The 13,222-nt window shown below is 66.5% G+C and carries 14 protein-coding genes and 1 tRNA gene; 6 read left to right on the plus strand and 9 right to left on the minus strand.

The window, feature by feature from the left end; all coding sequences use genetic code 11:
- Positions 1 to 115 precede the first annotated feature (115 nt).
- Together AC5Y5O_RS15355 and AC5Y5O_RS15360 are read left to right on the plus strand one after the other, a co-directional pair.
- Positions 116 to 188, plus strand: a tRNA-Lys gene (locus tag AC5Y5O_RS15355).
- 303 nt (positions 189 to 491) lie between these two features.
- The gene (locus tag AC5Y5O_RS15360; protein ID WP_096289416.1) at positions 492 to 2,231 is read left to right on the plus strand and encodes a DUF3556 domain-containing protein; all 1,740 of its coding nucleotides are present in this window, start codon (positions 492 to 494) and stop codon (positions 2,229 to 2,231) included.
- On the opposite strand, the gene AC5Y5O_RS15365 is transcribed toward AC5Y5O_RS15360, so the two are convergent.
- The 4 genes from AC5Y5O_RS15365 to AC5Y5O_RS15380 all read right to left on the minus strand — a co-directional run bounded on the left by AC5Y5O_RS15365 (position 2,228) and on the right by AC5Y5O_RS15380 (position 5,408).
- Positions 2,228 to 3,049 carry an ABC transporter permease gene (locus AC5Y5O_RS15365; protein WP_096289417.1) on the minus strand — a complete coding sequence of 274 codons (822 nt, stop codon included), beginning with the start codon at positions 3,047 to 3,049 and terminating at the stop codon, positions 2,228 to 2,230. The genes AC5Y5O_RS15360 and AC5Y5O_RS15365 overlap by 4 nt on opposite strands.
- Entirely contained in the window at positions 3,046 to 4,218 is a 1,173-nt protein-coding gene (locus AC5Y5O_RS15370; protein WP_096289418.1) for an ABC transporter substrate-binding protein, read from the minus strand. The genes AC5Y5O_RS15365 and AC5Y5O_RS15370 overlap by 4 nt, the downstream gene beginning before the upstream one ends.
- Positions 4,218 to 4,931, minus strand: a complete 714-nt coding sequence (locus tag AC5Y5O_RS15375; RefSeq protein WP_096289419.1) for an ABC transporter ATP-binding protein — start codon at positions 4,929 to 4,931, stop codon at positions 4,218 to 4,220. The genes AC5Y5O_RS15370 and AC5Y5O_RS15375 overlap by 1 nt, the downstream gene beginning before the upstream one ends.
- Positions 4,932 to 5,180: 249 nt before the next feature.
- Positions 5,181 to 5,408, minus strand: a complete 228-nt coding sequence (locus AC5Y5O_RS15380) for a DUF3618 domain-containing protein (RefSeq protein WP_096291277.1) — start codon at positions 5,406 to 5,408, stop codon at positions 5,181 to 5,183.
- A 100-nt stretch (positions 5,409 to 5,508) separates the two neighbouring features.
- Here AC5Y5O_RS15380 and bcp point away from each other — a divergent pair, with 100 nt between their 5' ends.
- On the plus strand, positions 5,509 to 5,982 hold the full coding sequence (bcp, locus tag AC5Y5O_RS15385; RefSeq protein ID WP_096289420.1) for a thioredoxin-dependent thiol peroxidase: 474 nt from the start codon (positions 5,509 to 5,511) through the stop codon (positions 5,980 to 5,982).
- On the opposite strand, the gene AC5Y5O_RS15390 is transcribed toward bcp, so the two are convergent.
- Positions 5,979 to 7,352, minus strand: a complete 1,374-nt coding sequence (locus tag AC5Y5O_RS15390) for a cytochrome P450 (protein WP_096289421.1) — start codon at positions 7,350 to 7,352, stop codon at positions 5,979 to 5,981. The two genes, bcp and AC5Y5O_RS15390, sit on opposite strands and share 4 nt — an antisense overlap.
- A gap of 172 nt (positions 7,353 to 7,524) precedes the next feature.
- Here AC5Y5O_RS15390 and AC5Y5O_RS15395 point away from each other — a divergent pair, with 172 nt between their 5' ends.
- The 3 genes from AC5Y5O_RS15395 (at position 7,525) to AC5Y5O_RS15405 (ending at position 9,725) form a co-directional block, all read left to right on the plus strand.
- Complete coding sequence (locus tag AC5Y5O_RS15395; RefSeq protein ID WP_096289422.1) at positions 7,525 to 7,818, plus strand: hypothetical protein; 294 nt, start codon at positions 7,525 to 7,527, stop codon at positions 7,816 to 7,818.
- Positions 7,819 to 8,065: 247 nt separating this feature from the next.
- Positions 8,066 to 8,404, plus strand: coding sequence for a DUF3060 domain-containing protein (locus AC5Y5O_RS15400; RefSeq protein ID WP_165796440.1), 339 nt, complete (start codon positions 8,066 to 8,068; stop codon positions 8,402 to 8,404).
- Between the two features lie 88 nt (positions 8,405 to 8,492).
- Positions 8,493 to 9,725, plus strand: coding sequence for an AI-2E family transporter (locus tag AC5Y5O_RS15405; RefSeq protein WP_096289424.1), 1,233 nt, complete (start codon positions 8,493 to 8,495; stop codon positions 9,723 to 9,725).
- Positions 9,726 to 9,752: 27 nt separating this feature from the next.
- Here the strand turns inward: AC5Y5O_RS15405 and dmpG are convergent, their stop codons facing one another.
- The 4 genes from dmpG to AC5Y5O_RS15425 are packed head-to-tail and all read right to left on the minus strand — an operon-like array spanning position 9,753 to position 13,184.
- Positions 9,753 to 10,775, minus strand: a complete 1,023-nt coding sequence (gene dmpG / locus AC5Y5O_RS15410) for a 4-hydroxy-2-oxovalerate aldolase (RefSeq protein ID WP_096289425.1) — start codon at positions 10,773 to 10,775, stop codon at positions 9,753 to 9,755.
- A 2-nt stretch (positions 10,776 to 10,777) separates the two neighbouring features.
- Complete coding sequence (locus tag AC5Y5O_RS15415) at positions 10,778 to 11,725, minus strand: acetaldehyde dehydrogenase (acetylating) (protein WP_165796441.1); 948 nt, start codon at positions 11,723 to 11,725, stop codon at positions 10,778 to 10,780.
- Positions 11,632 to 12,540: a 2-keto-4-pentenoate hydratase gene (locus tag AC5Y5O_RS15420; RefSeq protein ID WP_500025673.1), complete on the minus strand. Its 909-nt coding sequence runs from the start codon at positions 12,538 to 12,540 to the stop codon at positions 11,632 to 11,634. The genes AC5Y5O_RS15415 and AC5Y5O_RS15420 overlap by 94 nt, the downstream gene beginning before the upstream one ends.
- Complete coding sequence (locus tag AC5Y5O_RS15425; RefSeq protein WP_096289427.1) at positions 12,537 to 13,184, minus strand: TetR/AcrR family transcriptional regulator; 648 nt, start codon at positions 13,182 to 13,184, stop codon at positions 12,537 to 12,539. Before AC5Y5O_RS15425 ends, AC5Y5O_RS15420 begins: the two co-directional genes overlap by 4 nt.
- Between the last annotated feature and the right edge of the window lie 38 nt (positions 13,185 to 13,222).

Consider the following 13,222-nt stretch of genomic DNA (forward strand, 5'->3'; position numbering starts at 1 on the left):
CAGCAGCCCGAAGCCCGCAAAACACGCGACTCAGAGCCTCTACACTGGGAGGTCCGACGATTTCGTTCCGCGACGGGATGCCTGTTAAAGTCGCAACGCGGTCGTGGTCGACCAAGCGCCGTTAGCTCAGTTGGTAGAGCAGCTGACTCTTAATCAGCGGGTCCGGGGTTCGAAACCCTGACGGCGCACTTCAAGTCTCGTATCGGCGTCACACCGGCTCCGGATCGGAGCCGGCCGCGGCGTGGACCGCGACTCCATTGCTACTCCTGGGTGGTAGGCCAGTGAGACCACCGGCGCCGTAACTGCTTTGGGGAGCCTACCTGCCAAGTCATCGTGACGATGGCGATCTCCGCGACCGCCGGACAGGCACATGTGGACTTGCCGGCCCGGGAAAGGTGTGTTCCAACCTGTGGTTGCTCGGAGTAGTTTTTTCTCGGTGCCTGGCGCACGATTGGCACCCCTGGTCAACGAGCTGCGTCGAAGGAGCCTCCATGGGGTTCATCCAGCCAAACCTGCCCGTCGTCGACGTTCCCGAATGGAGCAAGCTGCCCCGCGCCGAGCGGATCATCCCGATGCAGCGCCACGTCGCCGAGAACGGTTTCGGCACTCCGCTGATCATGCATGTGATGTACGGCGTGAAGATCGCGCTCTACATCCTCGGCGGCTGGTTCTTCGGATGGTGCACCACGGGCATCGGCGGCTTCGGCGAGGTCAGTACGTGGTGGTCGGAGCCGATCGTGTTCCAGAAGGCCGTGCTGTTCACCATGCTGTTCGAAGTCGTCGGTCTGGGTTGTTGTTTCGGGCCGCTGGCCGGGCGTTACTTCCCGCCGATGGGGTCGATCCTCTACTGGCTGCGGCCCGGCACCATCCGGTTGCCCCCCTGGCCGACGCGAGTGCCGCTCACCAAAGGCATCGACCGGACCCCGGTCGACGCGACGCTCTACGGCGCGTTGCTGGTATTGCTGGGGATGGCACTGGTGTCCGACGGTTCCGGCCCAATTCCGGCTCTGGGCACGGCAATTGGTGTGCTGCCGCGGTGGCACACCATCGCGATCCTCGCGGTGTTGGCCGCAATCAGCCTGCGCGACAAGGTGATCTTCCTGGCTGCCCGCGCCGAGGTGTACGGGCCGCTTGCGCTGGCGTTCCTGTTCGTCGGGGCCGACATCGTCATCGGAGCCAAGCTCGTCTTCATGGTGATCTGGTTAGGCGCAGCCACCTCGAAACTCACCAGACACTTCCCGTTTGTGATCTCGACGATGCTGGCCAACAACCCGTTCCTGCCCTCGGGCGTGCTCAAACGCTCGCTGTTCAAGCACTATCCGGACGACCTGAGGCCCAGCGCGTTGTCGGGTTTCATCGCGCACTTCTCAACGGCGATCGAGGGTTTGGTGCCTCTGGCGCTGCTCTTCTCTCATGGCGGCTGGCCGACCGCGATCGCCGCATTCGTGATGATCGTGTTTCACCTGAACATCCTGCTGGCGTTTCCGATGGGGGTACCGCTCGAGTGGAACGTGTTCATGATCTTCGGGGTGCTGTGGCTGTTCGTGGCCCACGCACAAATCGGTCTGTCGGACCTGACCAGCCCGTGGCCCGTCGTGCTGTTCGCGGTCATCACGACGGTCGTCGTGGTGGGAAACCTCTTCCCCCGCAAGGTTTCCTTCCTGCCCGGCATGCGCTACTACGCCGGCAACTGGGACACCACCGTGTGGTGCGTCAAGCCCGCGGTGGACGACAAGTTCCGCACCGGCTCCCGTGCGCTGGGTCCGATGCAGCACCTGCAACTCGAGCGGCTGTACGGCAGCAAGGAGGAGACGCTGATCCCCTTGCACCTGGCGCTGGCGTTCCGCGGGATGAACACCCACGGGCGGGCACTGCTGACGCTGGTGCACCGCGCGCTGGCCGGTTACGACGAGGACGACTACAACCTGTGCGAGGGCGAGGTGCTGTGCTCGATGGTGCTCGGGTGGAACTTCGGCGACGGCCATATGCACAACGAGTGCCTGATCGAGGCGCTACAGCAGCGCTGCGGCTTCGAGCCCGGCGACGTGCGGGTGGTGATTCTGGACGCACAGCCGATCCAGCGACAGCGGCAGGAATACCGGTTGGTCGATGCGGCGACGGGAGAATTCGAGCGAGGCTACATCGACGTCGACGACATGGTCACCACCCAGCCGTGGGCCGACGACCTGCCGGTGCACGTGCAGCACAGCGCGGCATCCGACACCGCCTAGCGTGGCGACGACAACAGCCGTCGCGCACCGAGATCCAGCACGTATCCGATCAAGCCGATGACCACGATCACCGCGACCACCTGGCCGTAGGCCAGCTGGTCGCGGGCGTTGAGGATCTGGTAGCCCAGACCCGAACGCACACCCAGCATTTCGGCCGGCACCAGCACCACCCACGCGATGCCCAGCGCTACCCGGAAGCCCGTTTGCAGATGGCCCCGGATGGCGGGCAACACCACAACCGTCAGCCGCTCGGTTCGGGTCGCCCCGAAGGATTTGGCCACCTGCAGATACCCCGGGTCCACGGCGTGCACGCCGGCTGCGGTGTTGATCAGGATCGGCCACACCGCGGCCGCGGCAATCAGGAAAATGACCGGCTGGTTGCCGATTCCGAAGATTGCCACCGATATTGGCGCCCAGGACAGCGGCGAGATCATCCGCAGAAACTGCACGACCGGACGCGTAGCGCGGTCGGCGACGTCGTTGAGCCCGATCAGCAATCCGGCGGGAAGTCCGATGACGGCGGCCACCAGCAATCCGACCAGCAGGCGCCACAGGCTGACCCCGGCGTCGGACAGCAGCACGCCGCGGTTGTAGAGCTCGGCCAGCGACGTGGCCACCCGGCCGGGTGTGGTCTGGTGCAACAGCGATTGCGGGCCGGCCAGCACGGCAGTGCCCAGCCACCAAATGCCCACCGCCACCGCGATCGCCAGCACCGGCGGCCACCAACGCCGTAGCGGCGACCACCCGGGCGTTGTCTCGGGCGCGGACAACGCGGCTTCACCCGATGAGTCGACGGAGCGGATCTCTTCGGTGGTCATAGCGGCTGCACCTGTTCGACGCGGGTCAGATCAGTTGGGAGACCAAAGCTTTGCGGGCCGCCGTGGGCGGTCAGCGCGGTTCGCACGAAGCTGTCGTCGACAAGCTGAGCATGGGCGGTGGCGGGATCCAGCCGGTTGAGAAATTGCCGGTCGCCGTCGACCACGGTGTCGTGCATGGCCTCGACCAGCCGCCGCGTGAAACTCGGGAACGGGAACGGCTGGAAACCCAACCGCTGCGGCTGCCAGTCCGGATGGGCGAAATGGTAGTCCTGGGCGCGGTACGTCAGTGCGGTCTTGATGGCCGGTATCGGCTGGGGCAGATAGGCCCCGGTCGACAGCGCAGTGGCCGCAGCGGGCCGGTCGGCGTTAATACGTTGCTGCGCAAGCACAATCGAGTTGACCAGTGACGCCGCCGCCTGCGGCCGGTTGTCGATCAGATCCTGGTGGGCCAGCACCACGCAGCAGGCGTGATCGCGCCACACGTCACCGAGGAATGTGTGGATTCGCCCGATCTTGCGCACCTGGGCCATAGCGTTGAACGGGTCGGCCACCACGTAGCCCCCGATCGATCGGTTGGCCAAGGCCGGCACCATGTCTGACGGGCTCATCACGATCAGCTCGACGGTCCGGGCACTGCGCGAGGCACTTCGGCGCACCACCGGCACCAGGTCGTGGGCGCGCAGCAGCTCTTGCAGGATGATGTTGTGGATCGACCACCAAAACGGGATCGCCACTTGCGTTCCGGCCAGCTGCCCGACTTCGGTGATGTTCGGTGCGACGGTCAACGCCGAGCCGTTGGTGTGGTTCCAGCTCAGCACGCGCACCGCGCTGCCCAGCAAGAAGCGCAGCTGCAACGCGGTCGGCATCAGCATGTGCACGGCATCGACCTGGCGGGTGACGAACGCCTCGGCCAGCGACGCCCAGCTGCGGAACAGCACCGGCTTGGCCGCACTGACCACACCCGGCTGATAGAGCCCGGCGGCGTGCGCGATCAGCAGCGGCGCGGCGTCGGTGATGGGCAGGTAACCAATCCGCAGTTGACCGCTGGTGTTGGTCCGGTCGACGGCCGCGGCACGGGCGAGATCAACCAATCCGGCCACGCCCCCCGCCGCGGCCAGGCCGACCGTCCCGGCCAGCAGCGAGCGCCGGGAGAGCAGCGCAGGGCTCATCAGTCGGTCACCCGGTAATGGCTCAGGATCTCTTCTCGGAGTTCCTCGTTGCCGCTGTCCGGCCGCCATTCCCGGCGGATCCGCCCGTCCGCACCGAGCAGCACGATGCGGCTGGCCAACTGCAGCGCCTCGTCGACGTCATGGGTGACCAGGACGACGGTGATGCCCAATTCGGCGGCGAGGTCGGCCAACCAGGTCTGCAAGTCGCCGCGGATGGCGGGGTCCAGGGCACTGAACGGCTCGTCCAGCAGCAACAGCCGCGGCCGGGTGGCAACGGCCCGGATGATCGACACTCGCTGAGCCTGTCCGCCGGAGAGCTGGTCAGGGTATTGATGCGCCACCCGCTGCAGGTCGAAACGTCTTAGCAGTTCGCGGGCGTACTCGGGTTCAAACGACTTGCGGTTGGCGGCGAATCGTCCGGCGAACACCACGTTTTCGCCGGCCGTCAGCCACGGCATCAGCAGGGGCTGCTGAAATACGACCCCGGTGTGCGGGCGCGTTACCCCGTTGCCCGAAGACCATTCGACGATTCCCGATGTGAGCGTCTCCAGGCCGGCGATCACCCGGAGCAAGGTGGACTTGCCGCTGCCGCTTCGTCCCAGGATCGCGAGAAAATCGCCGTCGTCGATGGTCAGGTCGATACTGGCAAGTGCATGGCTGTCGGACCCAAAACGCTTGTGGCCGTCTACTATTCGCACCGTGCCAGTCGCCACCGTGATCGTCCTTTCGCCAGCCCGACGCTGCCATAGGCAGGCCGCGCTGTCCACGCGACGGGTTGTGGTGTCGCCCACGGCAACCAAGGGTCGCGCGGTTACCCAAAGGCAGGATCGAGCGTTGAAAGGTACTGTTACGCAGGTGCTTTCCGGCTAAGGACGTGACGTTGCGCCACGATAAGGATCGCCCGCCCTACCCAATCGGATCCCGCTGATCGCAATCAACGGCCGCGGTGGCCTCAGCCGCGGTCAGCGATTCCTGACCCGGCGTACCACCACGATGACGACCAGCGCCCCGACGCCCGCCAGTGAAGCGGCAACCGCGGGCTTGGTGACGAATCCGATCACCCGGATCTTGAGGTCGTCGGCCAGGCGGCGAGGGTTGGCACGCTCGGCGAGTGAGTCGACGGTCGCCGCGAGCTGGTCGCGGGCGAGGTCGATCTCCTGCTTGATGGCTTCGGGGTCCCGGTCGGCCACGGTCCTGTCCTCCAAGTCCTCGTCGGCGTGGTGCACCTGAGGAACTACCCTAGATCAGCTGGCCTTGACCCCAGCGCGCCGGGAACAGAAAGGACCCACGTTGACCGAGACCACGCGGCTGGCGCCGGGCGATAAAGCGCCCGCCTTCAGCCTGCCCGACGCCGACGGCAACAAAGTATCGCTGGCCGACTACAAGGGCCGCCGGGTCGTTGTGTACTTCTACCCGGCCGCTTCCACGCCGGGGTGCACCAAGCAGGCCTGCGACTTCCGCGACAGCCTGGCCGAGCTCAACGAGGCCGGCCTCGACGTCGTCGGGATCTCCCCCGACAAGCCGGAGAAGCTGGCCAAGTTCCGCGACGCCGAGGGGCTGACGTTCCCGCTGCTGTCCGATCCCGAGCGCAAGGTGCTGACGGCCTACGGCGCCTACGGCGAGAAGCAGATGTACGGCAAGACCGTCACCGGAGTCATCCGTTCGACGTTCGTCGTCGACGACAAGGGCAAGATCGCGATCGCGCAGTACAACGTCAAGGCCACCGGCCACGTCGCCAAGCTGCGTCGCGACCTGTCCGTCTAGCCGATGACGGCTGCCGCCGTGTGCTCGGTGATGGGCCGCGCGCATCCCTGGTCGTCGCAGACCCGCTGCAGCTTCTGCAGCGTCTCGTCGAGCCCCGGCCCCAGCCGCCTTCCGGGGGTGAAGGTGGCCGGCAGATGCTGCATGCCCTGAATCACGCCGATGGTCGGATAGTGCACGGTGCCCTCGGGGTCGCAGCGGTAGTCGGGCATCCGGTCGAGCACCGCCGTGAGCATCGACTTGAACACGACGCGCGCGACGTTGGAGCCGATGCAGCGGTGGATGCCGAGGCCGAAGCTGAAGTGCCGGTTGTTCTTACGGCCGAGGTCCAACCGATTCGGCTCCGGAAACACCGCGGGGTCGCGGTTGGCCATCGCCCAGGACAACCACAGGCGATCGCCCTCCTTGAAATGTGTGCCCGCTATTTCCAGATCGGCGGCGATCGTGCGACCGTCCCCCGGCGCGGGCGTGAAGTACCGCAGGAACTCCTCGGTCGCCGAGTCGAGCAGCGTTTCGGATTCTTCCCGGAGCAGTGCGCGCTGTTCGGGATTTTCGCCTAGCCATTCGAGCGCGTGCGCGGTCAGCGCGGTCGTTGTGTCGAACCCTCCGCCGATGATCAAGCCGAGCATTCCGAGCAGCTCGCTGTCGGGGGCGGGTTCACCGTCGATCTGAAGCCTTGCCAACGCATCCACCAGGCCGGGGCGCGGGTTCTCGCGGATCTCCAGGAGGTGGTTGAACAGGTCCATGCCCATCGCCATCGTCTGCTCCAAAACCCTTGGGGCGTCCGGGGAATCGGCGGGGGTGTAAACATTGGCGTGGGCCGGCTCGCAATAGAGCTGCCACTTCTTCAGCGGAACGCCCATCATCGCCAGGGTCAAGACGGCGGGCACGACGTTCGCGAGATCGTCGACGAAGTCGATCCGCCCTCCTTCGATTTTCTCGTCGATGCTCGCCCGCACGATCTCGTCGACAAACGGCTTCCAGCGCTTGACGGCCGCCGGCGACAGGTAGGGGTTGAGGATGCTGCGGTAGCGGGAGTGTTCGGGTTCGTCCATCTCCAGCATGCCGCCACGGACGCCGGTGCCCTGCGGGAGCGTCGGAATCGTGATGCCCTTATAGCCGGTGCCGTCGCCGGTCACGTCGTGGTCGTTGGACACGTGCGGGCATCGGGCGAGCTCGAAGACTTCCCGGCTGCCCGCGGCCACCCAATGCCCGTCATAGGTGTCCGTCCACGCCAGCGGGCAGGTGGCGTGCATCTCCTCGGTGATCGCGGTGAACCGCTCGCGGTACTCCGGGGTGTGGCGATCAAAGTGGTAACGGTGGGGCTTGCCGGCCTTCGCTGCCTTGCCGGTCCGGGTGTCTTCCGTAGTCACCGTGGCCTCTCCTGCGGACGAGTGGCTGCCTGTAGAAAGCAGTATGCGACGAGACGGTCCGTCTACAAAGCCATTCTGGATTTCGATTGGGATCGGTAGCCGCCGGCGATCGCCAGAATTTCGGTAATGGATCACCTGACGGACGGCGCAATTGACATCAAAGGGACTATCGATGAATACACCTCGGGCTTTCGGCCGGATCGTTGCGGGCGCGCTGATCTCTGGCGGTGTAGCCGTGGCCGGCCTGGGCCTGGCCGCACCTGCCCAGGCTGGGCCGTCTTATTGGCATTACTGCCCCGGTCAGAAATGGGGATACACCGTTCCGATACCGCCGGGATTCGACTTGAGTGTGTGCCACTGGTTCGCCGTCACCGTGACCAACGGCCCGTCCGGCCCGGTGTATCACTTCGAGGAGGCCAACCCGGCCGACGTACCACCGCCGGCACCCGGGTTCCCCTGGCCGTGAAATACCGCGACCCGGCGTAATCACACCAAAACCGAATTGCAGAGCGGAATATCGAGTCATGGCCCCGGAAGAAGACCCAGAGAAGCGAGACCCAGAGGAATACATACGCGACCTGGAGCGCGGCGCGGGGCAGCCGTCCGGGGGCGCTCCGCATTCGTCCGGAACGTCAAGCAGCGGCCGGGTAGTCCTCCGGTGGGTTGGGGACGTCGCGAGGCTGGCGAACACCCCCCGTGGTCGGGTGGTGTTGGTGGGCGCGTTCGCGGCGGTGTTCGCGATCGCGGCCCTCGTCAGCCATTACTCCGGCACCACCGTGCACGGAAATCTCACGATGATCAATGGCGGAGCTAAGGACACGATCGACTGCAACGGCGGAAACCTCAGGCTGGAAGGTGACAACAACACCTATACCGTCACCGGCCACTGTCGCAGGCTTGACGTCTCCGGAAGCGCGAATCACGTCACCGTCGACAGCGCCGACATCATCAGTGCTTTCGGCGACGACAACGCGATCACTTACCGTTCCGGGTCCCCAACGATCAACAAGACGGGTAACAACAACATCGTGTCTTGGCGCCAAGACGGGTGACGTCTATACCGTGCGCTTGGCGTGAATGCCCGACCTAGGGCACAAGTCCCCTTGTGAATCACCGGCCACGGCTACAGACTCCGGCGACATGAGCGGTGATCATGGACGCGGGACCGATCCGCGCCCGCGGGGTGCACGTGGTGGTGGCAACGCAGAGCCACCGGCCCACCTCGGCGATCGAGGTCATCACCCCTTGGTCGGACAGCCGCACAGTGACGACGAGGGACCGATCGCCGACGCCGAACAGCGCGCCGAGCGATTGCGTTCCCACGAACACCAATTCGGCCAGCGCGGCGAACGATTCGACCGGCGCTCCCCGTTCGTCGTCGGATTGACCGCATCGGCCGGCGTGGCCGTGACCTACGGCGCGGTCCGCGTGCTCGGCGCGATGTCGTCGGTGTTGGTATTGATCGGCGTCGCGATGTTTTTCGCGCTCGGACTCGAGACCGCCGTGTCGTGGCTGGTCAACCGCAAGGTGCCGCGCTGGGCGGCGGTGGCCGTCGTGGTGACCCTGGTGTTCGCCCTGATTGCCGGGACCTTGGCCGCCACTATTCCCCCGCTCGTGCAGGAGGCACGCCAGCTCGCCGAGCAACTGCCGCATTACCTGCAGCACGCCCACGACCGTTCGTCGCTGATCGGCCGGATCGACGAGCGCGTCCACCTGCAGCAGCGCATCACCGAGCTGGCCAACGGGTCCGGCCGCTTCACCGTCGCGGGGATCGTGCACACCGGGTCGCAGGTGTTCGGGGTCGTGTCCCACGTCGGCATCGTGGCCATGCTCACCGTCTACTTCCTGGCCGATATGCGTCGCATCCGCACCGGCTTCTACCGGCTGATGCCCAACTCCCGGCGTCCGCGCGCGATCCTGATCGGCGACGCGGTGGTGGCCAAGTTCGGCGCATATCTCTTCGGGAACGTGCTGACGTCGATCATCGCGGGGTTCGCGACGTTCGTGTGGTGTCTGCTTCTCGATGTCCCCTACGCGGTCCTGCTGGGCGTGGTCGTGGCCATCTTGGACCTCTTCCCCTACGGCTCAACGGTCGGCGGATTCATCGTCACCGCGGTGGCGCTCAGCGTCTCCATCCCGGTCGCCATCGCGACGGTCGCCTTCTACATGGGCTTCCGGCTTGGTGAGGATTACCTGTTGACCCCCAAAATCATCGGCCGCGCCGTGCGCGTGCCGGCCGGCGTCACCGTGGTCGCCGTGCTGCTGGGCGCGGCGTGGTTGGGCGTCGTGGGAGCGCTGGTGGCGATCCCGCTCGCAGCGGCCCTGCAGCTGCTGGCTCGGGAACTGCTCTTTCCCATCCTGGACGATGCGTGAGGGTGCCGAAAGCTGTTGCGACGACGGTCAATGCGCCGCCGCGTCCGACAGATCCAGGGCGATGTCGACCAGCATGTCCTCCTGGCCGCCGACCATGCCGCGACGCCCGGCCTCGACGAGCAGCGCGCGTGCGTCCACCCCGAACCGCTCGGCCGCGGCCTCCGCATGGCGCAGGAAGCTGGAGTACACCCCGGCATAGCCGAGGGTGAGCGTCTCGCGATCGACGCGCACGGGACGCTGCTGAAGGGGGCGGACCAGGTCGTCGGCGGCATCCTCGAGGGCGTTGAGATCGCAGCCGTGCTGCCAATTCATCCGGGTCGCGGCCGCGATGAAGACCTCCAGCGGGGCGTTGCCCGCACCGGCGCCCATGCCGGCCAGCGACGCGTCGACGCGGCGGCACCCATGCTCGACGGCCACCATGGAATTCGCCACGCCGAGCGACAGGTTGTGGTGAGCGTGGATACCGACTTCGGTTTCCGCGCAGAGCCTTTGGCGCACCGCGTCGACGCGCTCGGCGACGTCGCGCATGGTCATGGCGCCGCCGGAGTCGACGACGTACACGCAGCCGGCGCCGTAGCTCTCCATCAGCGCGGCCTGCTCGGCCAGCGCCTGCGGAGTGGTCAGGTGGCTCATCATCAAGAAGCCGACGGTGTCCATGCCCAGGTCGCGGGCGGCCGAGATGTGGTGTGCCGAAATGTCGGCCTCGGTGCAGTGGGTGGCAACCCGCACCACGCCGGCGCCCGCCCGGTGTGCCGCGGCGAGGTCCCGGATGGTGCCGATTCCCGGCAGTACCAGCGTCGCGACCTTGGCGCGGTGCACCACGGCGGCGACCGCCTCGATCCACTCCAGATCCGTGTGTGCACCAAACCCGTAGACACAGCTGGACCCGCCGAGCCCGTCGCCGTGGGCGACCTCGATCGAGTCCACCCCCGCGGCGTCGAGCGCCGCAGCGATGTCGGCGGCCTGTCGCAGCGTGTATTGGTGGCGCACCGCGTGCATTCCGTCACGCAGGGTGACGTCACTGATGTAGAGCTGCTCGGTCGTATTCATGGTCACACACCCGCCTTTGCCATCGTTTGTGCCGCAATGCTTTTCGCGGTGGCCAGCGCCGCGGAGGTCATGATGTCGAGGTTTCCGGCATAGGCGGGCAGATAGTCGGCAGCGCCGGTCACCTGGAGCAGGCTGGTGATCCTGGTGCCGATGAACTTTCCGGTCTCGGGAATGGAGAGCGGGTTGTCGGGACCGAAGGTCTCGAACTGCACCGGCTGCTTGAGTCGGTAGCCGGGCACGTAGCGCTGGACCCGCTCGATCATCGCGGCGATGGACGCCTCGATGGCGACCTGGTCGCAATCACCCTCGACCAGGCAGTACACGGTGTTGCGCATCAGGATCGGCGGATCGGCCGGGTTGAGGACGATGACCGCTTTGCCCCGCTGGGCGCCGCCGACCACTTGCAATGCGGTGGCGGTGGTCTCGGTGAACTCGTCGATGTTCGCGCGGGTACCGGGCCCGGCCGACCGTGACGAGATCGACGACACGATCTCGGCGTAGGACACTGGTGCCACCTGGTTCACCGCGGCGACGATCGGCACCGTCGCCTGCCCGCCGCACGTCACCATGTTGAGGTTCGGTGAATCGATGTGGTCTTCGAGATTGACCACCGGAACACAGAACGGGCCGACGGCCGCCGGGGTGAGGTCGAGCACGCGTACCCCATTGTGGCGCAACGCCTCCCAGTGCCTGAGGTGAGCCTCGGCGGACGTGGCGTCGAAGACCAACCGAATCTGGTCGAAGCCGGGAAGGGCGAGCAACCCGTCAACACCGTCGGAGGACGTCGGCACGCCAAGTTGTTTCGCCCGCGCCAGTCCTTCCGAGGCCGGGTCGATGCCGATCATCGCCGCCATGCTCAGCGGTCCGTCGCTGCGCAGGATCTTGAGCATGAGGTCGGTGCCGATGTTGCCCGAACCGATGATCGCCACGGGAAATGCCGGACTGGCCATGGGGTTTCCTTTCGGTCTACGCGAAACTGAGGCCGACGGTGCCGAGGCCGATGATCGTCGCCGATGCCCGATCGCCGGCGTGCACGAACGCGGCGGTGGTGTAGGAGCCGGACATCACGAATTGCCCCGCCTCGATCGCGGTTCCGTACTCCGACAGGGCGTTGGCCAGCCACGCGACGGCCACGGCCCGGGTCCCCCATCACGGCGGTGCCCTGCCCGGTTTCGACGAGCGCATCGTTGAGGTACAGCGCCGCGGTGGTGTCGGGCAGCCGCGGCGCGTCCGAGATCGGCACCCAGCTGCCCAGCACCACCGCGCCCGAGCTGGCGTTGTCGGCGACGGTGTCCGCCAGGCTGATCCGCCAATCGGCGATGCGGCTGTCGACAACTTCCAGCGCCGCGGCCACCGCTTCGGTGGCCGCCAGCACCTCGCCGGCCGTCACCCCCGGACCGCGCAACGGCGCCCGCAGCAGGAATGCCACCTCGGGCTCCACCCGCGGTGCGCAGAAATCACCCCTGGGCACCGTCGTCCCATCGGCCACCATCATCGTGTCCAGGACGTAGCCGAAGTCGGGCTCATTGACGCCCAGCAGGCTTTGCATGGGGGCCGAGGTCAGCCCGATCTTGTGGCCGCGCAGCCGCGCACCCGCACCGACGTGACGAGCCAGATTACACCGCTGAACCGAATAGGCCTGAGCCACATCAAAATTGGGGTACGACTCGGTCAGCGGCGGAATCGGGTCACCGCTCACCTGTGCGGCGTACAACCGCTGGGCCGCCGCCTCCAGCTGCGGGTCCGCAGCAAACACATCGGTCATCTGAGGTCCCCGGATCCCAACAGCTGAGTCGCCGACTCGAAGACCAGGCGGGCGTGCAGTTCGAACAGCTTGAGCAGATCCACCGAGTCGCCGCCGATCTCCTTGGCGATAAACAGCCCGTCGGCACCGGCGATCGCGTAAGTGGTCAGCAGTCGCACGCTCTCCTCGTCGAGTTCGGGCGCGACGTCGCGCACCATCGTCTCGAACCGGGCAAACGCCCGGTCGCGCACTTCGAGAAACATCGCGCGGGCGCGCGGCTCGATCGGGCGCCGCTCCAGCGCGAGCATCAGTCCCAGGCGGATGAAGTCGGGCGCATCCAACAGCGCCTTGGCCACCTGCGTCCCGAGTTCGACCACCCGCGCCCGGACCATGGCGCCGCCCGGGAGGTCCAGCGCGGCGAGCCACCGGCCGAAACTGCGCTCGATGACCGCGGCTATCAGATCGTCCTTGTCGGCGAAGTGCCAGTAGATGGACGTCGGGGGCAGGCCGCTTTTCTTGCTGACCAGCGAGATCGTCGTGCCCTCGTAGCCGCGTTCGGTGGCGACCTCGGTCGCCGCATCGAGGATGCGCTCGCGCGACTGCTCCCCGTTGCTGCGGGTGCGTCTGCGGGCGCGCGGTTCGGCTGCGCCGGGGCCTTCCGTCACGGTGCCTCCTCGGGGGTGTTGACGGTCACGCTACAAAA

This window comes from Mycobacterium sp. NGS40, assembly GCF_059812735.1.

What these genes read in the sequence shown, in the direction of transcription:
- AC5Y5O_RS15360 (WP_096289416.1), top strand. Translation starts at nt 492, where the DNA reads ATGGGGTTCATCCAGCCAAACCTGCCCGTCGTCGACGTTCCCGAATGG.
- AC5Y5O_RS15365 (WP_096289417.1), bottom strand. Translation starts at nt 3,049, where the DNA reads ATGACCACCGAAGAGATCCGCTCCGTCGACTCATCGGGTGAAGCCGCG.
- AC5Y5O_RS15370 (WP_096289418.1), bottom strand. Translation starts at nt 4,218, where the DNA reads ATGAGCCCTGCGCTGCTCTCCCGGCGCTCGCTGCTGGCCGGGACGGTC.
- AC5Y5O_RS15395 (WP_096289422.1), top strand. Translation starts at nt 7,525, where the DNA reads ATGAATACACCTCGGGCTTTCGGCCGGATCGTTGCGGGCGCGCTGATC.
- AC5Y5O_RS15405 (WP_096289424.1), top strand. Translation starts at nt 8,493, where the DNA reads ATGAGCGGTGATCATGGACGCGGGACCGATCCGCGCCCGCGGGGTGCA.
- dmpG (WP_096289425.1), bottom strand. Translation starts at nt 10,775, where the DNA reads ATGAATACGACCGAGCAGCTCTACATCAGTGACGTCACCCTGCGTGAC.
- AC5Y5O_RS15415 (WP_165796441.1), bottom strand. Translation starts at nt 11,725, where the DNA reads ATGGCCAGTCCGGCATTTCCCGTGGCGATCATCGGTTCGGGCAACATC.
- AC5Y5O_RS15420 (WP_500025673.1), bottom strand. Translation starts at nt 12,540, where the DNA reads ATGACCGATGTGTTTGCTGCGGACCCGCAGCTGGAGGCGGCGGCCCAG.